The sequence below is a fragment of the Streptosporangium sp. G11 genome, from assembly GCF_051192615.1.
Taxonomy (GTDB): Bacteria; Actinomycetota; Actinomycetes; order Streptosporangiales; family Streptosporangiaceae; genus Streptosporangium.
This window is the reverse complement of the sequence record NZ_JBPJUQ010000067.1, coordinates 23,640-45,609: the sequence shown is the minus strand read 5'-3', so window position 1 is coordinate 45,609 and position 21,970 is coordinate 23,640. Positions and strand designations below refer to the sequence as shown.

General features: G+C 72.8%; 14 protein-coding genes. 8 read left to right on the top strand and 6 right to left on the bottom strand.

Annotated elements, in window-relative coordinates:
- A partial coding sequence (locus ACSDR0_RS39215; protein ID WP_435294021.1) for a GAF domain-containing protein occupies positions 1-1,207 on the top strand: 1,207 nt, incomplete at its 5' end.
- Positions 1,208-1,231: 24 nt separating this feature from the next.
- Here ACSDR0_RS39215 and ACSDR0_RS39210 read toward each other — a convergent pair.
- From ACSDR0_RS39210 to ACSDR0_RS39200, 3 genes are all read right to left on the bottom strand, one after another.
- Positions 1,232-1,873, bottom strand: a complete 642-nt coding sequence (locus ACSDR0_RS39210) for a response regulator (RefSeq protein WP_435294020.1) — start codon at positions 1,871-1,873, stop codon at positions 1,232-1,234.
- 94 nt (positions 1,874-1,967) lie between these two features.
- The gene (locus tag ACSDR0_RS39205) at positions 1,968-2,642 is read right to left on the bottom strand and encodes a pyridoxamine 5'-phosphate oxidase family protein (RefSeq protein ID WP_435294019.1); all 675 of its coding nucleotides are present in this window, start codon (positions 2,640-2,642) and stop codon (positions 1,968-1,970) included.
- A gap of 123 nt (positions 2,643-2,765) precedes the next feature.
- Positions 2,766-3,230 (bottom strand): DUF1348 family protein, encoded by a 465-nt coding sequence (locus ACSDR0_RS39200; RefSeq protein WP_435294018.1) that lies wholly within the window; start codon positions 3,228-3,230, stop codon positions 2,766-2,768.
- A 407-nt stretch (positions 3,231-3,637) separates the two neighbouring features.
- On the opposite strand from ACSDR0_RS39200, the gene ACSDR0_RS39195 reads away from it, so the two are divergent.
- From ACSDR0_RS39195 to ACSDR0_RS39175, 5 genes are all read left to right on the top strand, one after another.
- A complete protein-coding gene (locus ACSDR0_RS39195) occupies positions 3,638-4,657 on the top strand; it encodes a FecCD family ABC transporter permease (RefSeq protein WP_435294017.1) in 1,020 nt (339 codons plus the stop codon).
- 2 nt (positions 4,658-4,659) lie between these two features.
- Positions 4,660-5,682 (top strand): FecCD family ABC transporter permease, encoded by a 1,023-nt coding sequence (locus ACSDR0_RS39190; RefSeq protein WP_435294022.1) that lies wholly within the window; start codon positions 4,660-4,662, stop codon positions 5,680-5,682.
- 100 nt (positions 5,683-5,782) lie between these two features.
- Positions 5,783-9,325, top strand: coding sequence for an amino acid adenylation domain-containing protein (locus tag ACSDR0_RS39185; protein WP_435294016.1), 3,543 nt, complete (start codon positions 5,783-5,785; stop codon positions 9,323-9,325).
- A gap of 319 nt (positions 9,326-9,644) precedes the next feature.
- The gene (locus tag ACSDR0_RS39180; protein WP_435294015.1) at positions 9,645-10,598 is read left to right on the top strand and encodes a hypothetical protein; all 954 of its coding nucleotides are present in this window, start codon (positions 9,645-9,647) and stop codon (positions 10,596-10,598) included.
- Positions 10,599-10,670: 72 nt separating this feature from the next.
- The gene (locus ACSDR0_RS39175; RefSeq protein WP_435294014.1) at positions 10,671-15,929 is read left to right on the top strand and encodes a DNRLRE domain-containing protein; all 5,259 of its coding nucleotides are present in this window, start codon (positions 10,671-10,673) and stop codon (positions 15,927-15,929) included.
- 180 nt (positions 15,930-16,109) lie between these two features.
- Here ACSDR0_RS39175 and ACSDR0_RS39170 read toward each other — a convergent pair whose 3' ends face one another.
- Positions 16,110-16,538, bottom strand: coding sequence for a hypothetical protein (locus tag ACSDR0_RS39170; RefSeq protein ID WP_435294013.1), 429 nt, complete (start codon positions 16,536-16,538; stop codon positions 16,110-16,112).
- Between the two features lie 206 nt (positions 16,539-16,744).
- Positions 16,745-18,001, bottom strand: a complete 1,257-nt coding sequence (gene entS / locus ACSDR0_RS39165; RefSeq protein ID WP_435294012.1) for an enterobactin transporter EntS — start codon at positions 17,999-18,001, stop codon at positions 16,745-16,747.
- 78 nt (positions 18,002-18,079) lie between these two features.
- Here entS and panD point away from each other — a divergent pair, with 78 nt between their 5' ends.
- A complete protein-coding gene (gene panD, locus ACSDR0_RS39160; RefSeq protein WP_435294011.1) occupies positions 18,080-18,487 on the top strand; it encodes an aspartate 1-decarboxylase in 408 nt (135 codons plus the stop codon).
- A 3-nt stretch (positions 18,488-18,490) separates the two neighbouring features.
- Positions 18,491-20,170 carry a (2,3-dihydroxybenzoyl)adenylate synthase gene (locus tag ACSDR0_RS39155; protein WP_435294010.1) on the top strand — a complete coding sequence of 560 codons (1,680 nt, stop codon included), beginning with the start codon at positions 18,491-18,493 and terminating at the stop codon, positions 20,168-20,170.
- Positions 20,171-20,429: 259 nt separating this feature from the next.
- Here the strand turns inward: ACSDR0_RS39155 and ACSDR0_RS39150 are convergent, their stop codons facing one another.
- Positions 20,430-21,812 (bottom strand): salicylate synthase, encoded by a 1,383-nt coding sequence (locus ACSDR0_RS39150; RefSeq protein WP_435294009.1) that lies wholly within the window; start codon positions 21,810-21,812, stop codon positions 20,430-20,432.
- Positions 21,813-21,970 lie beyond the last annotated feature (158 nt).

The window sequence follows — 21,970 nt, the reverse complement described above, 5'->3', positions numbered from 1 at the left end:
CGAGGCGATCGTGACCGCGCTGGCCACCGCGGCCGGCGTCGCCATCGAGAACGCCCGCCTGTACGAGGAGACCCGCCACAGGGAGATGTGGCTGCAGGCCTCGGCGGAGGTCACCACCAGCCTGCTGTCGGGCGCCGAATCCGGCCGGGTGCTCAGGCTGATCGCGCGGCGGGCACGGCAGATGGCCGGGGCCGACATCGCCGCGGTCCTGCTGCCGGACGAGACCAGGCGGGTGCTGCGGGCGGTCGTCGCCGACGGGACGAGCCACGAGCGAGTGGTGGACGAGGAGGCCTCGATCACCGGGTCCCTGGCGGGCCTGGCGTTCACCGGCGGTGAGCCGCTCATGGTCACCGACGCGGCCGAGAGCGAGGTCCCGATCCTGATCGCCGAGTACGTCCCGCTCGGCCCGGTGGCCGCGGTGCCGATCGGCGCGGCGGGAGGCGTGCGGGGCGTGCTGTCGCTGGGCAAGCGCCAGGGCCGCGTCCCGTTCAACCAGGCGGAGCTGCGCACCCTGAACTCCTTCGCCGGGCAGGCCGCGATAGCCCTCGAGCTGGCGGAGAGGCGGATGGACGCCGAGCGGCTGGGACTGCTGGAAGACCGCGACCGGATCGCCAAGGACCTGCACGACGTGGTGATCCAGCGGCTGTTCGCGGTGGCCATGACGCTGATGAGCACGGTACGGCTCGTCGAGCGGCCCGAGGCCTCGGGCCGGCTGCGCAACGCGATCGACGAGCTGGACGGCACCATCCGGCAGATCCGCTCGACCATCTTCGCCCTGCAGACTCCGGACGAGGACGACGGCCTGCGTGCCCAGATCGTGGCCCTGGTGGAGGGAGCGCGCGGTCACCTCGGCTTCATGCCGGGCCTGACCATGGAGGGGCGGCTGGACACCGGGGTACCGCCGCGGATCGCCGAGCACCTGCCCGCGGTGCTGCGCGAGGCGCTGTCCAACGTGGTGCGACACGCCAGGGCCTCCAGGGCGGACGTGTCGGTGGAACTCGGCGAGGAGCGGCTCGTCCTCGCCGTCACGGACGACGGCGTCGGCCTCCCCGCCGACGGCAGGCGCAGCGGGCTGCGCAACCTCCAGGAGCGGGCCGAGGACCTCGGCGGTTCCTTCACCGCCGAGTCGCCGGAGCGGGGCGGCACCCGGCTGGTGTGGAGCGTCCCGCTCGACCGGGACGGTGACGGTTCGCGGGACGCGGGGTGACCCCGGCCGGGGACGGAGGTCCCGTCAGCCCCTCCGGTGGGCCTTCAACCGTGCGGACAGGGCGGCCGCCTGGGTGCGGCGCTCCATGCTGAGCTTGGACAGCAGGTTGGAGACGTAGTTCTTGACGGTCTTCTCGGCGAGGTGCATCCGCTCGCCGATCTGCCGGTTGGTCAGGCCCTCTCCGATCAGCTCCAGGATGTGCCGCTCCTGGTCCGTCAGCGTCTCCAGGGGATCCTTGCGGGTGGCCTGCTCGCGCAGCCGCGCCAGCATGGCCGAGGTCGTCTGCGGATCCAGCAGCGACTGGCCGCCCGCCACCGTACGCACGGCGCCGACCAGGTCCGAGCCGTGGATCTGCTTGAGCACGTAGCCGGACGCGCCCGCCATCACCGCGTTGAACAGGGCGTCGTCGTCGGCGAAGGAGGTCAGCATCAGGCAGGCCAGCTCCGGCATCCTGGAGCGGACCTCCCGGCACACGTCCACCCCGCTGCCGTCCGGCAGGCGTACGTCCAGGACTGCGACGTCCGGCCGCAGCGCCGGGATGCGGGCCACCGCCGACTCCGCGGTCCCCGCCTCGCCGACCACCTCGATGTCGCCTTCGGACTCCAGCAGCGCGGCCACGCCCCGCCGTACCACTTCGTGATCGTCGACCAGGAACACGCGAATCATGTCTCGAACGCTAGTCCCCTCACGGCCTCGCAGGTAGGGCCCAAGGTCCCTCGTGTCGCCTCCGTACGGCCGTAGGGCTGTAGGGCCGTCCGGGTCAAGGGGCGTGCCGGATGCGGCGGCCGGTGATCTCGGCGGGGGTGATCGTGACGAACAGCTCGCGATCGCCGCCCGCCCACGCCTGGACACCGGAGGCCTCCGCGGCGGCCTGCTCCTCGGGAGAGGAGACGTGGTGCGCGCCGCCCCTGACGAGCACGCTCCAGCCCTCGCGACCGGCCTCGTCGATCCGGTCCACCTCGAAGGCGACCTTGAACTCGACGCCCTCGACGCCCGTGCGCAGGGGGGCGTCGAGCGGCCCGCCGAAGGCGGTGCGGAAGATCACCGAACCCTCGCGCAGGACGTAGTTGACCGGCAGGATCAACGGTCCTCCGGGATCGTCGAAGGCCACCCGGCCCACCCCGCCGGGGGAGAGCAGCCGCAGGCACTCCTTCTCCGTCAGCTTCTCCAGCACGGCCCCGGCGGCGGGACGGCCACGGCCGGGCGGCAGGTCCGCCGTCGCGCCCAGCAGCTCCTCGACGCCGACCCCCAGGGCCGACGCCAGACGGCTCACGGTCTCCGCCGACGGCGAGGCCGCGCTCTCCTCCAGGTAGCCCACGTATCCGATGTCGATCCCGGCCCTGCCGGCCAGCCGCTCGCGGCTCAGGCCCAGGGACTCGCGCAGCCGGGCCACCCTTCTGCCCAGGTCACCGGGGGTCGCTATGCGTTCGTTCATGACATCTCCCAACGAGACGGTGAGGACGTTCCCACTCCATCGCGACGGCGGGCCCCCGGGCAGGGGCCGAGGTCCCTGGAGTGCGGGTCTTTCGTCCGCCATGAGGAGCGCGGAAGCGTTCCCTCACAAGCCCAGGTCGCTCAGTCCCGGATGGTCGTCCGGGCGGCGTCCCAGGGGCCAGTGATACCTGCGGTCCGCCTCCCGGATCGGCAGGTCGTTGATGGACGCGTGCCTCGCGCGCATCAGCCCCCGCTCGTCGAACTCCCAGTTCTCGTTGCCGTAGGAGCGGAACCAGTTGCCGGAGTCGTCGTGGCACTCGTAGGCGAAGCGCACGGCGATGCGGTTCCCGTCGAACGCCCACAGTTCCTTGATGAGCCGGTACTCCAGCTCCCTGGCCCATTTGCGCCGGAGGAACGCGATGATCGCGTCCCTCCCATCGAGGAACTCCGCGCGGTTCCTCCAGTGGGAGTCCTCCGTGTAGGCCCCGGCCACCTTTTCCGGGTCGCGGGTGTTCCAGCCGTCCTCCGCCAGCCGGACCTTCCGGACGGCGGTTTCCAGAGTGAAGGGCGGGACCGGCGGACGTGTCATGTCACCATCTCCGTGGTCGTGCTTCGCGCGATGGAGGCATGTGAGGAGACGCGTGCTTCCATCTCGGGGCAGGCCGCCACGCCGGGTCGTTCCGGACGCGGGTGTCGCCGTCCGGTCCGGCGTGGTCGACTCGGTGCACGGTACGGAACCGGCGGGCCGCGTACGGATTCCGGCGCGCGCGCCTGATGGTTTCCTGGTCTCGCGGTGCCCTTTCCCGGACCGTCGGGGGCCGGAGATGACCGCGCGTCGCGGGCCGGAGATGATCGTGGGTCGCGGGCCGGACGCGACCGCGTGCCCTGGCCGGACATGACCGCGTGCCCTGGCCGAAGAGGCCGCGGGAGGGGATTCGTCCGCGTCGTCCGGGCCGTCCGTCGCCACCTCGGTTAGGTTAGGCTAACTTGAAGCGCGTGCCACCTCCCGTAAAGAGCGCGTATCTCCCCAAACGGCTGGCCGGTCTGTGCCTGCTCGGCGGACTGCTGCTGCTCGCCGTGCTGGCGAGCGTCGTGATCGGTGCCAAGCAGATCCCGCTCGACCAGGCCCTCTCCGGAGTGTTCTCCCCGGACGGCTCGGAGAACGCGCTGATCATCCAGGAGCTGCGGCTGCCGCGCACGCTGCTGGGGGTGGCCGTCGGGGCGGCGCTCGGGCTGGCGGGCGCGCTCATGCAGGCGCTGACCCGCAACCCCCTGGCCGAACCCGGCCTGCTCGGCGTCAACGGCGGCGCCGCGGTGGCGGTCGTGACGGTGATCGGCCTGTTCCGGGTGGACGACGTCCTCGTCTACGTGTGGGCGGCCTTCCTCGGGGCCGCCGGGGCCGCGCTGCTGGTCTACCTGATCGGGTCGCGTGGCCGTTCCGGCGCCACCCCTGCGCGGCTGGTCCTGGCGGGCGCTGGGATCAACGCGGTGTTCAGCTCTCTGACGGCGGGGATGATGCTGCTCAGCCCGCGCAGTTTCAACAGCTTCCGTTTCTGGCAGGTGGGCTCGCTGTCCGGGCGCGACCTCGCCGTCTTCGTCCAGATCGGACCGTTCCTGCTGGCGGGGACGGTGCTGGCGCTCTGCCTGGCGCGCCCGCTCAACGCCCTGGCCCTGGGCGAGGACACGGGCAGGGCGCTGGGTGCCCGGCCAGGCCGGACCCGCGCGCTGGGGGCGCTGGCGGTCGTGGTGCTGTGCGGTGCCGCCACGGCGGCGGTGGGGCCGATCGCGTTCATCGGGCTGGCGGTGCCCTTCGTGGTCCGAGCGCTGGTCGGGCCTGACCAGCGCTGGGTGCTGCCGTACTCGCTGCTGCTGGCGCCGGTGCTGATGCTCGCCGCCGACGTGATGGGGCGTGTGGTCGCGGCGCCCGGCGAGCTGGAGACGGGCATCGTCACCGCGTTCCTGGGCGCTCCCCTCCTGGCACTGATGGTCCGTCGCGGAAGGGTTCCCCAGCTGTGAGCATGAGTCGTGTCCTGCGCGTCGGGACGATGTCCCTGCGCTGGGAGCCGCGCGTCGTCGCGGTGTGCGTCCTGCTGGTGGCCGTCACCCTGGGGGCGGCCGTGTCCGTGGTCGGCAGCGGCGACTTCCCCATCTCGGTCACCGAGGTGGTGGGGGCGCTGACCGGGCAGGGAGACCGGGCCACGGAGTTCATCGTGCTCACGTTGCGCCTGCCCAGGGCGCTCACCGGCCTGCTCGCCGGTGCGGCGCTGGGCCTGAGCGGGGCGATCTTCCAGAGCATCACGCGTAACCCGCTGGGCAGCCCCGACATCATCGGGTTCACCACGGGGTCGGCCACCGGCGCGCTGCTGCAGATCCTGGTCATCGGCGGCGGCACCGCCGCGATCGCGGCCAGTTCCGTCCTGGGCGCGGTGCTGACCGCGCTCGCGGTGTATCTGGTCGCCTACCGGGGCGGGGTGCACGGCTACCGGCTGGTCCTGGTCGGGGTCGCCGCGGCCGCGATGCTCGAGGCGTTCAACGCCTACCTCGTCACCCGCGCCGAGTTGCGCGAGGCGTACGAGGCGGCGTTCTGGCTCACCGGCAGCCTGAACGGCAGGGGGTGGCAGCACGCGTGGCCGCTGGCCCTGGCCATGGCCGTGCTCGTACCGGTCGCGCTGGCCTTCGGGGGGCGGCTGCGCATGGGGGAGCTCGGGGACGACGCGGCCCAGGCGCTCGGCGTGCCGGTCCAGCGGACGCGGGCCGCGCTCGTGGTGGTCGGGGTGGGGCTGGTGGCGGTGGCGACCGCGGCGGTGGGACCGGTCCCGTTCGTCGCGCTGGCCGCGCCGCAGCTGGCGCGCGGGCTCACCCGCAAGCCCGGTACGCAGCTCGTACCGGCCGCGCTGATGGGCGCGGCGCTGCTCGTGTTCAGTGACCTGGTGACGCTGCACCTGCCGGTCGCGGTGCCGGTCGGCGTGGTCACCGGGGTGCTCGGTGGCGTCTACCTGGTCTGGCTGCTGTCGACCGAGGGGATGAGAGGGCGGGCGTGAGGGATCGCGCATCCGGGATCGCGCGAGGTGTCACGAGACGCGCGTTGACGCGTGAACTCTCCTAAATTAGGTTAGCCTTACCTGACTTAAGGGGAGCTCTGTGCTGACCAGGGAAGAACTGCACCGTTCGCTGACAGAACTGCTTGGAGAGCAGGTAGAGGCGCACGACAACCTCATCGAGCTGGGCATGGACTCGATCCAGCTGATGGGACTGACCGGCCGCCTGCGCCGCCTCGGCGTCGAGATCGGCTTCGCCGAACTCGCGCGGCGGCCCACGCTGGCCGAGTGGTGGGATCTGCTCACCGAGCGCGGTGCCATCGCGCCACACCCGGAGCAGAGCCCGAGCACCGCCTCCGGCTCCGCTTTCGCCTCCGACACCGACTCCGCTCCCGTTCCCGCCCCCGACACCGGCCCCGTTCTCGGTGTCGGTGTCGACTCCGTCCCCGGCGCCGACCTCGGCCCGGAGCGGGAATCCGCGGAGCCGGACGGGCCGTTCCCTCTCGCGCTCATGCAGCACGCCTACTGGATCGGCCGTGACTCCGGTCAGTCGCTCGGCTCCGTCGCCGCGCACCTCTACGTGGAACTCGACGGCTGCGAGATCGACCCCGTCCGGCTGGAGGCGGCCGTCGTGGCGCTCGTCGAGCGGCATCCTATGCTGCGGGCCGCGATCTCCGACGACGGGACCCAGCGCATCCTGCCGGAGCGGCCCGGACCCGCCGTCACGGTGCACGACCTGCGTGCGGTGCCGGATCCCGACGAGGAGCTGGAACGGCTGCGCGCCGAGATGTCCACCCAGCGGCTCCCCATCGAGACGGGCCGGGTCTTCGACGCGAGGCTGAGCCTGCTGCCGTCCGGCGAGGCGCGGCTGCACCTGGACGTCGACATGGTCGCCGCCGACGCGATGAGCTACCGCACGATGCTGGCCGACCTTGCGGCGCTGTACGAGGGAGAGAGCCTGCCGCCGATCGGCTACAGCTACGCGCGCTACCTCGCCGCCGACCCGCGAGCCGAGGCCCGCGCCCGTGACCGGCGCTGGTGGGGCGAGCGGCTCGGCGAGCTCTCCGGGCCGCCCGAGCTGCCCGTCGTGCCGCAGCCGGGCGACCGGGTCGTCCGCAAACACCACTGGCTGCCTCCCGAGGACAGGCAGAGACTGATCGCCCGTGCCCACCGCGAGGGTGTCACTCCCGCGATGGCGCTCGCCGCCGTCTTCGCCGAGGTGATGGGCGCCTGGTCGGCGACCCCGCGCTTCCTGCTGAACCTGCCGCTGTTCCACCGCGAGCCGATCCACCCCGACGTGGACGCCCTGGTCGGCGACTTCACCGGCTCCATCCTGCTGGAGGCCGACCTGTCGCGGGAGCTGCCGTTCACCGAGCGCGCCCGCGAGCTGCAGACACTGCTGCACACGGCCGGTGAGCACAGCGACTACTCCGGCCTGGAGGTGCTGCGGGACCTGTCGCGGTCGCGGGGCGAGCAGGTGCTCGCGCCGATCGTCTACACCAGCGCGCTCAACCTCGGCGAGCTGTTCGGCGACCGGGCGCGGCGCAGCTTCGGAGAGCCGGAGTGGATCATCTCCCAGGGCCCGCAGGTGCTGCTCGACGCCCAGGTCACCGAGGTCTCCGGCGGGCTGCTGCTGAACTGGGACGTACGCGATCCCGCCTTCCCCGAAGGCGTCGCCGACGCGATGTTCGCCGCGTACACGGGCGCGATCACCCGCCTGGGCGCGCCGGACGCCGACTGGGGCGAGCCGCTGCGGATCGGCGCCTCGCCGCACCAGCTGCGCCTGCGGCACGAGCTCAACGCCCAGCCCCCGCTGCCCGCGCGGACGCTGCACGAGGAGTTCTTCGCGCGAGCGCGGCGCACCCCCGGCCTCCCGGCGCTCCACTGGGGCACCGGCGGCGCAGGCGGCACCGACAACACCGACGGCAGTGGCGGCACTGGCGGCACGCTCACGTACGGCGAGCTGGCCGACCGCGCCCTGCGCGTCGCCGCCCATCTCGCGGAGCGGGGGGTACGGCCGGGAGACCGGGTCTCGGTCGAGCTGCCCAAGGGGCCCGACCAGGCCGTGGCGGTGCTCGGCGTGCTGGCGGCCGGGGCCGTGTACGTGCCCGTCGGGGCGGGGCAGCCCGCCGCCCGGCGGGAGAGGATTCTCAAGACGGCCGGGGTCGCGGTCTCGCTCACCTCGGCCGTGACGCATCCCGCGCCGCTGGGCGGGCCGCTGCCCGTCCCGCCCGACCAGGTCGGCTACGTGCTGTTCACCTCGGGCTCCACCGGGGAGCCCAAGGGTGTCGAGGTCTCGCACCGGGCCGCGATGAACACGATCGGCGACCTGGTCGAGCGGTTCTCGATCGGTGAGACGGACGTGTCGCTCGCCGTGTCGGCCCTCGACTTCGACCTGTCGGTCTTCGACCTGTTCGCCCTCTGGTCCAGCGGGGGCGCCGTGGCGATCCCCCTGGAGGACGATCGCCGCGACGCCACCCGCTGGGCCGAGCTGGTCGAGCGGTGGTCGGTGACCGTGCTCAACTGCGTGCCGTCGGTGCTGGAGATGTTGTTGCAGACCGGCCCCGCGCCCGGCCTGCGGCTGGTCCTGCTCGGCGGCGACTGGGTCGGCACGCACCTGCCCGCGCTGCTGCGGGAACGCTCGCCGGGAGCCAGGTTCGTCGCGCTCGGCGGTACGACGGAGACCGCCATCCACTCGACCGTGATCGAGGTCGGCGGCGAGGTGCCCGCCGACTGGACGGCGGTCCCGTACGGCGTGCCGCTGCGCGGGGTGGCCTGCCGGGTCGTGGACGAGGCCGGGCGCGACCGCCCCGACTGGGCGCAGGGCGAGCTGTGGATCGGCGGCGCGGGTGTCGCGGACGGCTACAGCGGCGACGCCGAGCGCACCGCCGACCGTTTCGTCGTCCACGAGGGCACCCGCTGGTACCGGACCGGCGACATGGCCCGCTACCGGCCCGACGGCACGCTGGAGTTCCTCGGGCGGCGCGACCACCAGGTGAAGGTGCGCGGATTCCGGATCGAGCTCGGCGAGGTCGAGACCGCGCTGGAGAACCACCCCCGGGTGCGCCGCGCCGTCGGCCTGCTCGCCGACTCGCGGCTGGCCGCCGCGGTCGTGCCGGCCGATGATGCCGAGGAGATCGGGACGGAGGAGCTGCTCGCCCACGTACGGGAGCTGCTCCCCCCGCACATGGTCCCCGACCTGCTGGTTCCCCTGGCCGAGCTGCCGCTCACCGCGAACAACAAGGTGGACCGCAAGGCGCTCGCCGCGCTTGTCGCCGCGGCGGCGGGGGAGACGGGCACGCCCTACACCGCCCCGGGTTCGGCGCTGGAGCGGGTGCTCGCCCGGGTCATCGGCCAGGTGCTCGGCGTGCCGAGGGTCGGCGCGCACGACGACATCTTCGCGCTCGGCGGCGACTCGGTGCTGGCCACCACCGTCATCGCGCGGCTGCGCGAGGCGCTCGACGCCTCCTCGCTCCCGCTGCGGGCGCTGTTCACCGAGCGGACCGTGTCGCGCGTCGCCCACCGGTTCACCGAGGTGGAGGAGACCCCCGGCAGGCTGGAGGCGGTCGCCGAGATCTGGCTCATGGTCGAGGGCATGTCCGAGGACGAGCTCACCGAACGCCTGGGCGCCGGAGAGCCCGGTTAACGGCGCGCCGGGCGGCCCGTGACCGTCCGGCGGTCCTGGCGGGATGTGACCGCCGGGACGGCCGGACGGTCACGGTCACCGGCGCGGGTCGCCCGGGACCGCGAGCGCCTCCGGTCCGGGATCCCCCTCCGCCCCGCGGCCGGGTCGAGGTCCGGAGCGCAGGCCGGGAGCTGGAAACGCCCGTCGGTGGCACGTACGAAATCCTGGATGACGGTGAACGTTTACCGCCCGGCCATTCAAGATCATCCAGATGGCTGCGGGTGATCTTTACGTTTACGGAGTTTGTGCCATGCCCCCCACAGCACGTGGAAGGACATCCATGCGCATCTCCGCTCGGGCGTTTGTCGTCACCCTGGCGACGGCCGTGGCATTCAGTGGCGTGTACTCGGCCGGCACCCCGGCCTTCGCGGCGGAGGACCCCGCCCTGGCAGCCCTCACCCAGGTGGTCCCCGAGATCGTCGAAGAGGCCAGGACCGCCCCGCCCACCGAGATCCCCGACGGTGACGTCCAGCGGCCCTTCGCCATCGCGACGGATCCCGACCGCACCCTGGTCGCGACCGTCAGCGAGACCGACATCGGCATCGGCATGCCGGAGGCCGCGGGCAACGGCGACCAGCCACTGCCCGGCCTGGTCACCTACGCGGCCAAGCAGTCCAGCGTCGCGTACGCCCACCAGCGCACCGGCCAGATCGCCCGGGCGTTGACCATCATCAAAGACTCCTCGGCGCCGACCGAGTACCGATTCCCGATCTCCGCCCCCGAGGGCAGCATGCTGGAGGTCGAGGAGGACGACGGCACCGTCCTGATCTACAACAACGACTTCTACCTCGCCGAGATCGACCTGCCCTGGGCCAAGGACGCCAACGGCAACGCGGTGCCGACCTCGTACCGGGTGGAGGGCATGACGCTCATCCAGACGGTCGACCACGCGGGCGCCGCCTACCCCGTGGTCGCCGACCCCGCGCTCAAGCTGCAGTGCGAGTGGTGGAAGGCCATGTGCCGGCTCATCTTCTCGAAGAAGCTCACCAAGAAGATCTACGGCGTCTGGCTCGTCGCCGGCGTCGCCGGCGCCATCGAGGCGATGAAGAGCGCCTGCGACAAGCTCAAGGGCAAGGCCAAGCTGATCTGCAAGATCGCCTACACGGCGGGCGGCGCCTCGGCCATCTACAAGGTCAGGGAAGCCGCCAACAAGAACCAGTGCTTCGCGATCCGGTTCCAGGCTCCGGGCATCGTCTGGTACGAGGTCCGCAAGAAGAGCTGCCAGAGCAAGTAACCCCGCACCATCCCGACGCCCCCGCCGGCCCGGCGGGGGCGTCGCTCTACGCGCACACCCCCCGGAGCTCCCATGCCTGCCCTCACGCTACGGGCCCTCGCCGGTGGCCTCGCCCTCCTGCTTCTCCCGCTGGCCGCACCCCCGTCGTACGCCGCCGAACCGCCGGCACCCCCGTCGCCCGCCACCGAAGCGCCCGCCGCCGGGTCGGAGTCCCCGGCCGCCGTCCCCAACGCGCCGAAGCCGGGGGACGACCCCAGCGCCCCCGCCAGTCTCGCGGCCGAGCCGAGCGCGCCCGACGAGGCCTCCGCCCGGCTGTCCGCCCGGCTGACCGGCCGGCGGGTCGAGGCCGCGGACGCCCGTACCGAGACCACCACCACCTACGCCAATCCGGACGGCACGCTGACGGTCGACTCGTTCGCCGGCCCGGTCAGGTTCCGGCGCGACGGCGAGTGGGCCCCGGTGGACATCTCGCTGACCAAGGCGCCGTCGGGCGAGATCGTGACACGAGGCCACGGCCGCGCGCTCAAGCTCGGCGCCGGACGTACCGGCCTGACCGCCCGGCGGGCCGGCGCGTCCGGGCCGACCGATCTGATCACGATCGGCGAGGGTGCCGCCAAGGTGACCATGCAGTGGACAGGCGCGCTGCCCGTGCCGCGCCTGTCCGGCGAGACGGCCACGTACCCGGACGTCAGGCCGGGCGCCGACCTGGTCGTCACCGCCACCAGGACGGGTGCCGAGCAGTTCCTGCTGCTCAAGTCCCGCCCGGCCGCCCCGCTGACGTATACGCTGCGGCTGAAGGCGCCGGGCCTCGAACCGCGCCGGTCGGCCGACGGCGGCGTGGAGCTGGTCGATGCCAAGGGCAGGACCGCTGTCACCATTCCCGCGCCGGTCATGTGGGACGCCGGCACCCACCCGCTCTCCGGCGAGCACCTCCGCCGCGCCCCCGTGGACATGAAGATCTCCGGTCAGGACCTCGTCCTGACCCCGGATCCGGCTTTCCTGAACGACCCGGCCACGACGTATCCCGTCACCGTGGACCCGTCGCTCAACCTGGGCCAGGTCTTCGACACGTTCGTGCAGGAGGGCTACGGCACCGACCAGTCGGGCGCCACCGAACTCAAGCTCGGCAACAACGGCGGCGGCCAGGTCGCCCGGTCGTTCATCACGTGGAAGACCCCCGGCATCGCGGGCAAGAAGATCCTCTCGGCCACGCTGAAGCTCTGGAACCACCATTCGTGGTCCTGCGACGCCCGCTCGTGGGAGGTCTGGTCGGCCGATCGCGCGTCGACGTCGACGCGCTGGCCGGGCCCGCACTCGGCCGCCAGGTACGCCTCCTCCAGCGAGACGAAGGGCTACGGGAGCGGCTGCGCCGACGGCTGGGTCGCCGCCAACGTCACCTCGCTGGTGCAGCACTACGCCACCCAGGGCTGGAAGGAGTCCGGCATGGGCCTGCGAGCCGCCAACGAGTCGGATGAGTACGCCTGGAAGCGGTTCCACTCGGGCAACGCCTCGTCGAAGGTGCCGGTCATCTCGGTGACGTACAACTCCTACCCGAGCACCCCGGTATCGGCCTGGCTCTCGCCGCACAGTGCCTACGACGGCATCCACTGGACCAACACGCTGACCCCGCAGCTGCGCAACCACGTGCGCGACCCCGACGGCGGGAACGTGCGCGGCCTGTTCGACGTGTACGCGGACTCGACGCTGCTGATCGACAACCTCTACGGCGCGTACGTGGCCAGCAACGGCTTCTCCGGCGCGAACGTGCCCGCGGGCAAGCTCGCCCACGGCAAGACGTACACGACCCGGACGTGGGCCAACGACGGCTCCCTGACCTCGAAGGCGTACCTGGCGAGGACGTTCTCCGTCGACACGGCCAAGCCGTCCGCGCCCAAGGTGACCTCGGCGGACTACCCGAACAACGGCGGCTGGCACGGCGACGCCGGCGAGGCGGGCACGTTCACCCTCACTCCGGCGAGCACCGACACCGGCTGGATCGCCTACAAGCTCGGCAGCGGCGCCACCACGAAGGTGCTCACCACCGGCGCGGCCGTCACCGCCAAGCTGACGCCGGCCACGACCGGCGCGCACACGCTCAGCGTCCACACCATCGACAAGGCCGGCAACGCCTCGCCGGTCACCGCGTACACCTTCAACGTGGGGTCCGGCGCGGCCGTGGCCTCGCTCGCCGCTCCCGCGGACGGCCTGCGCAGCGCCGGCAAGGTGCCGCTCGCGGTGACGGGCACGGCCTTCACCCAGGCCAGGTTCCAGTACCGGCGGTCCGAGACCGACGCCTGGGCGGACCTGCCGGTGGCGAACGTCACGGGCGCGGACGGCAAACCGCTGACCGCCTGGCCCGTGGCGGCGCCCAACGGGGTGTCCGGCCTGACCTGGGACGCCGGGACACTTCTCGGCGACGCCGCGGTCCAGGTGCGTGCGCTCGTCTCGGGCTCGTCCGGGGCCACCGCGGAGTCCCACCCGGCCGAGGTCGTCGTGGACCGCCGGGCCACCCGGGCCGCCACCGGCCAGGTCGGCCCCGGCGTGCTGAACCTGCTCACCGGCGACTACCGCCTCCAGGCCGTGACGGGCGGCCCCTTCGGTCTGACGCTCACCCGTACGGCCTCCTCCCGCGACCCCGGCGCCGCGTGGTCGCCCGCGCTGGCGCTGCTCAAGGAGACCTCGCCCACCTCCGTCGAGCTGACCCGGGCCGACGGCACGCCGGTGCAGTTCACCAGGACCGACAACGGCTGGAAGCCGGAGCCCGGCGCCGAGGACCTGACCCTCACCGGCACGTACACGCTCACCGACGCCCGCGGCGAGGTCACCTCCTTCACCAAGCAGGGAGACGTTTATCTGCCGACCGGTCACACCTACGAGCAGGCCGGCGACCGGCTCCGTCCCAGGTCGGTCACCCGGTCGGGGCACACGCTGGAGTTCGGCTACGACGCCGCCGGTCGCCTGGCCACCGTCTCGCTGAAGGGAGCGACGATCGCCCAGTACGGCTACGACGGCGCCGGCCGGCTCGCCGAGGCGTGGGACCCGCGGATCGGCCCGCCGCTGAAGACGCTCTACGGGTACGACTCCGCCGGCCGCGTCGCCACGCTCACCCCGCCCGGCGAGCTGCCGTGGTCCTTCGGCTACGAGGCCGACGGCCGTCTGCGCTCCGTCACCCGCGCCACGCTCAAGCCCGGCACCGCCGACCAGGTCGCCGGCGAGGCGAGGACCACGGTGGTCTACGACGTGCCGCTCACCACGGCGGGCGGCGGCCCGGTGGACGTGACGGCCCCGCGCGTCGCCGCCTGGGGCCAGGCCGTGGCGCCCGTGACGGCCACGGCGGTCCACCCGCCGGGCTCCACCACCCGCCCCACCGTGACGTACCTGGACGGGTCGGGCCGGGCCACCAACGTGCTGACTCCGGGCGGGCACCTGTCCGCCACCGACTACGACCGGTTCGGCCACGCGGTGCGGGTGCTCACCGCCGCGAACAGGGAGCTGTCGCAGCGTCCTGGGACCGACTACCGGCTCGTCGAGCTGGCCATCACCGGCTACGGCCCGGACGAGCGCGCCGAGCTGCTGTCCACCCGCTCCGTCTACGACGCCTCCGGCCGCCGCAAGCTGGAGGAGCTGAGCCCCGTCCACATCATCAACCTCGAGTCCGACGTGGACGACCTGCCGGCCGGGTACGGCATCGGCGCCAGGACCCGCACGGTCAGCACGTACGACGAGGGACGGCCGGCCTCCGCCGTGGCCCGTGATCTGCCGACCACCGTCAAAACCGGCGCCGTGATCGTCGGCCGCGAGTCCAAGCCCGACGTGGACGTCAGGACCACGGCCATCGCCTACGACTGGGCCACCGGCCGGCAGCTCAGAACGGTCCGCGACCCCGGCGGCCGGACGGTCACCGCAGAGACCGCCGGGCCTGTCCTCTACGCGGCGACCGGCGGCGGCCCGTGCGACGGGCGACCCGAGTGGGCGGGCCTGGTGTGCCAGGACGGCGGGCGGACGTACACCTACACCGCCTCCGGCCTGCCGCACACGGTGACCGAGGCGGGCACGGTCACCACGATCAAGCACGACCAGGCCGGCCGGCCCATCACGACCCAGGTCGGTGGGGAGGCCGAGATCGGCATCGCCTACAGCCCGGTCACCGGCCGGCCCGCCGAGCGGTGGCGCGGCACGGAGAAGATCGTGACGGCCTACGACCGGCTGGGCCGGGTCGGCTCCCACACCGACGCGGACGGCGGCCAGACCCGCACCGAGTACGACGAGCTCGACCGCCCGGCCAAGGTCGTGGACTCGGCCCCGTCCACCAGGGTCTACGCCTACGACCACGTGGCCGAGCCGCGCGGCCTGCCTACCTCGGTCACCGACTCGGTCGCGGGCACCTTCACCGCCCGCTACGACGCCGACGGCCGCCAGATCGAGGGCGACCTGCCGGGCGGGCTGCACGTGCAGTCCCCGTACGACGAGCGTGGGCAGAACTACGCCCGGATCTACACCCGGGACGGGCTGGAGGGCCCGCTGATGATCGACCAGGTCGGCCGGAACGCGCACGGGCAGGAGCAGCTGCGCATGCGCACCGACACCATGTCCGAGTGGCAGTTCGGCTACGACAAGGCGGGGCAGCTCGCCTCGGTGCTGGAGATGGCGTTCCCGCTGTGCACGCTGCGCCGCCACGGCCACGACGGCGCGGGCAACCGGGTCCGGCTGGCCGTGCAGGCGTCGGACGAGGACTGCCCGGTGGCCGACGACTCCGCCGCGAGCGTCACGACGTACGCCTACACCTCCGACGGCAGGCTGACCGGCGACGGCTACGGCTACGACCCGGCGGGCCGCACCACCTCGCTGCCGGGAGGGCGGACCATCGGCTACTTCGCCGACGGCCTGCCGGCCAAGCAGACCTCCGGCCGGCGGAGCCTGACGTGGAAGCGCGACCCGGCGGGCCGGATCAGGTCGGAGACCACCGAGGCGGGCGCGGTCACCGTCCACCACTACGGCTCCGACGGCGACCGCCCCTCCTGGACGGCCGAGAACGGCGCGGTCGTCCGTCATGTGGCCGGCGCCGACGGAGACCTGGCCGCGCTCACGGGCGCGACCGGGTCGGTTCGCGTCCAGCTGCTCACTGTCGACGGGAACGTGGGGACCGAGCTGGAGCTCGACAGCGGCCTGGCCACCGTGATCGGGTACGACGAGTTCGGCGTGGCCTCCCAGCCGCGCCGCTTCGGCTGGCTGGGCGGCGCGCTCCACCCGACCACGCTGGACGGGACGGTCCTGGTGTCGGGCCGCCTGTACGACCCGTCGCTCGGCCGCTTCCTCCAGCGGCCGTACTGAGCCGGCGCGACCCCGCCTGGTTCTCCCAGGCGGGGTACGTCACGCCCGCTCCTGAGCTCCGGCCGGCGTCTTCGCCGAAGGCGACGTCTCGCACGCGATGCGACCGGGTCTCCACGCTCCAGCGCGAGCGGATGGTGCGGCGCCCGCCGCGGCCGCGGGCGGGAGCCCGCGCCGGGGGAGTCAGCGTATGGGGGAGAGCCTCAGCACCACCTTGCCTCGCGAGAGCGACACCACCCGCACGCCGATGCCGTTGACCGACCCCCTGGAGCGGGCGCCGAGCACCGCCTGCGAGGTCACACCGGGTCCGGTGGCCCGCACCCGCACGAAGTTCCGGCCGAAGGAGATGGACAGCCGGGTGACGCCGAACCGGGGGCTGACCCGGAACCGCACCGCCTTCGAGAGGGTGAGCTTGCACCTTCCGTCGTAGCACGCGCGGAGGTTCGGGCCGGCCGCCTTCTCCCGCGCGGCGGTGCTCGTCGCCGTCGCGGCGGCCGAAACCGGGGCGAGGGCGGCCGTCCGCGTTTCCGCCGGTGTCAGGCCGGACTGTGCCGGTGACGTGCCGCCGGTCAGGGCGGCGAGCAGCAGGAGGGCAACGGTCGTCTGGACCATGATCTTCCTCTCGTCGTTCCTCCGGACTCCTCCCGGGGCCGGGCGACGGTTCGCCGGCCGGGTGTCGTCGGTGGTCGTACGTCGGCATGGGACATGACGGGTTTGCTGTCACTCCTCACCATCTGACAAAGTCAGTCCTTTTTCCAGCCGTTCCGTCGCGCTGTCTCCGCCGGGGGTGCCCACAGGTGTGACCGGACATCCCGGGATCAGGCCTCCTGTGGCTCGGCGTCCCGCGGCTCGGCCTCCAGGGTGGCGCCGCGCAGGCCGGTGAGCGTGAGGGCCAGGGCCAGGGCCAGGGCGGCGCTGGCCGCGCCGTACACGACGATCGCGGTGCCGGGTGCCAGGTAGCGGCCGAGCGCGCCCGCGCCGAGCGCGCCGACGGCCTCGCCGCCGGTCTCCTGGGCGGCCCACAGGGCGTTCACCCGTCCGAGGTAGCCGTCGGGGGTGTGCGCCTGGATGAGGCCGTAGCGGAGGATCTCCTCGATGGACGCGACGAGGCCGTACCCGAAGAGGATCGCGACGGCGAGCGCGGGATGGCTCGCCAGCCCGAGGCAGGCGAGGAGCGTGAAGCCGCAGACCGACGCGACGAGCAGCGCCCTGCCCGGCGCGCGCGACCGACCGGCCCAGCCGCTGGTGACCGAGCCGAGCACCGCGCCGCAGGCGGGCGCGGCGTAGAGCAGGCCGATCGTGGCCGGGCCGCCGCCCAGCTGCAGGGTCGCGAACGCGGGCATGAGCACCGGGATGCCGCCCGCCACCATGAACAGCAGGCCGAGCAGCATGAGCGAGCCGACCACGCGGTGCGAGGCCACGAACCGCAGCCCCGAGCCGATCGCCCGCAGCGGGTTCTCGGTGACCTCGGCGGCCGGTTCCAGGGCGGGCAGTCTCGTCAGCAGGCCGAGGGTGGCCAGCGTTCCCACGGCGGCGGCCGCGTAGTTCCATCCGACACCGAACGCCGACACGGTCAGGCCGCCGAGCGCGGGGGAGAGCATCGAGCCGAGCCGTACGGTCAGCGCGTTGATCGCGCCCGCCGCGACCAGCTTGTCAGGGGGGACCAGGGCGGGGGTCGCGGCCAGCAGCGCGGTGACGCTGACGCCGGTCGCCAGCCCGTCCCAGGCGGCGAGCACGTAGATCGCCGCAAGCGAGGGGGAGGGCAGGAAGGCGTTCAGCGTCAGCAGCGCGAAGCCGATGCCGGCCGCGGTGCGCGCGACCAGCATCAACCGGCGCCGGTCGTGCCGGTCGGCCAGCACGCCGCCCCACAGGAATCCCGCGAGCAGCGCGAAGCCCTCGGCCGACGAGACCGCGCCGACGTGCACGGTCGATCCGGTCATCGCGTAGACCTGCACGGGCACCGCGACCATGAGCATGCCGATGCCGAAAACCGACACGGTGCGCGCCACGAACACGTCACGGAAGGCTCTGCTGGTCCGGAGCGGGCTGATGTCCATGGCCAGACGGCGCAGCATCTTCGGGGTTCTCCTTGACGAGCAGAGTGGATAAGGTGAGCCTAACCTTAGTTGACCTTAAGGAAAGAGGACAGACCAGTGCAGCGGGTCCTTATGAACGGAAAAATCCACCGTGCCACCGTGACCCAGGCGGATTTGCACTATGTGGGTTCCCTGACGATCGACGCCGAGCTGATGGCCGCCGCCGACATCGTCGAGGGCGAGCAGGTCCACGTCGTCGACATCGACAACGGCGCCCGCCTGGTCACCTACGCGATCACCGGCGAGGCCGGCAGCGGGGTCATCGGCGTCAACGGCGCGGCGGCTCACCTGATCCACCCCGGGCATCTGGTCATCATCATCTCGTACGGGAACTTCGACGACGCGGAGGTGGGGGCGCACCGGCCCAGTGTGGTCCACGTGGACGGTGCCAACCGTGTCGTCGCGCTCGGTGCCGACCCGGCCGAGCCGGTCGCGGGCGCGATGGCCCAGATCGCGGGGCGGTGACCCGTGGAGGGATTCACCCCCTGGCCCGACGAGTTCGCGGCGCGCTACCTGGCCGAGGGTTACTGGAGCGATCGGTTGCTCGGCGACGTGCTGAGCGGCGGCGACCCCGAGCGGACCGCTCTCGTGGCCGGGGACGAGCGGCTGACCTACGCCGAGCTGGACCGCCGCGCCGAGCGCACCGCCGCCGGTTTCGCGCGGCTGGGCATCCGGCGCGGTGACCGCGTCGTGGTGCAGCTGCCCAACACGACCTCCTTCGTCGTCGTCTTCCTCGCCCTGGTCCGGATCGGCGCCGCCCCGGTGCTCGCCCTGCCCGCGCACCGCAGCAGCGAGATCGGCTACCTGTGCGAGCTGAGCGAGGCCAGGGCGTACGTCATCCCCGACGTGCACGGCGGGTTCGACTACCGCGACCTGGCCCGCTCGCTGGCCGTCGAGCACGTCGTGGTGGACGGGGACGCCCAGGAGTTCCTCGCCCTGGCGGACCTCGACCCCGGCTCCGTCCCCGGCTCGGGCCTGACCCCTGTCTCCGGCGCCGGCGTGGCCTCTGCCCCCGGCTCCGGTCTCGGCCCCGCCTTCGGTTCCGGCCTCGGCCTCGGTGTCGACGCCGGTCCGGTGGCGTACGAGCGGCCCGATCCGGCCGATGTGGGGGTGTTCCTGCTCTCCGGAGGCACCACCGGGCTTCCGAAGCTGATCCCGCGCACCCACCGCGACTACGTCTACAACCTGGAGGCCAGCGCCGAGGTCTGCGGCTTCACCCGCGAGACCGTCTACCTCGTGGTGCTCCCGGTCGCGCACAACTTCGCGCTCGCCTGCCCGGGTGTGCTCGGGGTGTTCGCCAACGGCGGCACCGTCGTCCTGGCACCCTCCGGGTCGCCCGACGAGGCGTTCCCCCTCATCGAGCGGGAGCGGGCGACGGTGTGCGCGGTGGTGCCCCCCATCGCGCTGCTCTGGCTGGAGGCGGCGTCCTGGTCGACGGAGGACCTGTCGTCGCTCCAGCTGCTGCAGGTAGGCGGTGCCAAGTTCGCCGCCGAGCGGGCCGCGCAGGTTCCCGGCGTGCTGGGCTGCGCGGTGCAGCAGGTGCTGGGAATGGCCGAGGGGCTGCTCAACTACACCCGGCTGGACGATCCCCGCGAGCTGGTCGACACCACGCAGGGCAGGCCGCTGTCCCCGGCCGACGAGATCCTCGTGGTCGACTCCGACGGTGCCGAGGTCGCCCCCGGCGAGGTCGGCGAGCTGCTCACCCGCGGCCCGTACACCCTGCGCGGTTACTACCGCGCGCCGGAGCACAACGCGCGTTCCTTCACCTCCGACGGCTTCTACCGGACCGGAGACCTGGTGCGGGCGCTCCCCTCCGGCCACCTCGTCGTCGAGGGCCGTGACAAGGACCAGATCAACCGGGGCGGTGACAAGATCTCGGCCGAGGAGCTGGAGAACCACCTGCTGGCCCATCCGGCGGTGCACGACGCCGCCGTGGTCGGCACCCCGGACCCGGTGATGGGGGAGCGGACCTGCGCCTTCCTGATCGTGCGGGGCCAGGCCCCGACCCTCCGGGAGATCAAGCGGTTCCTGAAGGAGCGCGGCGTGGCGGGATACAAGTGGCCCGACCGCATCGAGCTGGTCGAGGCCTTCCCCCGCACCCCGGTCGGCAAGATCAGCAAGAAGGAACTCGCCGCGGGCCTGCGCTGAGCTCCGCCGCACGGGAGGCTCGTGGGGGCGACGGCGAAGTAACCGGGCGTCCCCACGAGAGAGGCCGCACGGGAGGTGCCGGTGGCGCCCGGCGCCCTCACGCGGGAGGCGCACGCGATCGCGGGTGCCGCGTGTCCTCCGCGAGCGGGGGTTGTGCGGATGGTGCCGGGCGCTCTCACGCGCGGAAGGCGCGCGGGGCGGCGCGGGATACCGGCGCCCTCACGCGCGGGGAAGGCGCGTGAGGGCGGGCGGTCTTTCCTCAGGCGCGCGGGACCACGTACGGGGCGATGCTGGAGAGCTTCTCGCAGGTCTCCTCGTACTCCCGCTCGGGCGTCGAACCGGACACGATGCCGGCGCCGGCCCGCAGCCAGGCCCGGCCGTTCTCGCTGTAGACGGCGCGCAGCACCAGGGCGGCATCCATCGCCCCGTCCTGGGAGACGGCCAGGACGGCTCCGGCGTAGAGACCCCGGGGCTCCTCCAGCCGGGCGATCGCGTCGATGGCCCCCGCCTTGGGGATGCCGGAGGCGGTCACGCCGGGAAACAGCACGTCGAGCGCGTCCCAGCCGGTGCGGCCGGGGGTCAGCTCGCCGCTGACGCTTGAGCCCAGGTGCTGCACGCTGCCGCGTTCCTTCACCGCCATGAAGTCGGTGACCCGGACCGTGCCGGGCGCGCACACCCGGTACAGCTCGTCCTGCGAGGCGCGTACGGAGACCGCGTGCTCGAAGATCTCCTTGGGGTCGTTCTCCAGCTCGCGACGGGTCTCGGAGTCCAGGTCCTCGCCCCGGCCGAAGGCCCGCGTGCCGGCCAGCGGCTGGGTCGTCACCGTGCCGTGCCCGTCGACGCCCACCAGCACCTCGGGACTGAACCCGGCGGCCTGGAAGCCGTCCAGGTCGAGGAGGAACGAGCGGGCCGGGGTGTTGGCGGCACGGCCGCACGCGTACGTCGCGACGACGTCGACGGGGAACGGGATCGGCAGCCGCCGGGAGACGATGACCTTCTCGTAGAGCCCGGCGTCGATCTCCGAGATCGCCCGGGCGACCCGCGACCGGTAGAGGTCGCCGCCGGGGCGCACGTCGACCGGTGACGGCGACGGCGTCCTGGGCGCGCCCTGGCCGGACAGCAGCGCGGCGACCCGCTCGGCCTCCTCGGCGTCCGCGCTCACCACCAGCGCGCGTCCCGCCTCGACGCGCACCTCGGTACGCGGCACGACCAGGTGGGCGAGCCTGCCCGCCGGGGTGAGGGCGGCGAACTCGAACGCGATCCAGCCGTAGGCGTTCCAGACCGGCCACGGGGCGGCCTGCAACGCCGCCTCCAGCGCCGCGGCCGGACGGCCGGACCACGGCTCGTCGACCCAGTCCACCGAGCCGACCGCGTCCAGAGAGTCGAGCGAGTTGAGCGAGTTGAGCGAGTTCAGTGAGTTCAGTGAGTTCAGCGAGGTCGCGGAGGCCGGGGAGGACCCGTCCAGCCAGCGGCTGCGCACGACTCCGGGTTCGAGGATCACCTCGCCCGCCACCCCGCCCGCGAAGGTCCACAGGCCCGGCCGCTCGTACACGGTGTAGTCGTCGAACAGCCCGGACCCGGCCAGGCGGGTGACCAGACGCAACGGGTCGGCTGCGCTCTCGACAACTACCTCTGTGCGCATCTCATCCGTGCGGACACCAAAGGACAACGAACCCACCCCTCTGCGAAACCGGACAACTACGATCAATTTAGGTAAGGCTAACCTTGTGTGGATTTAAGAGGCAAGGCTAACCTAAGTCTCGATGCGGGACAGCGTGCCCGACACCGGCCCCGAAGAAA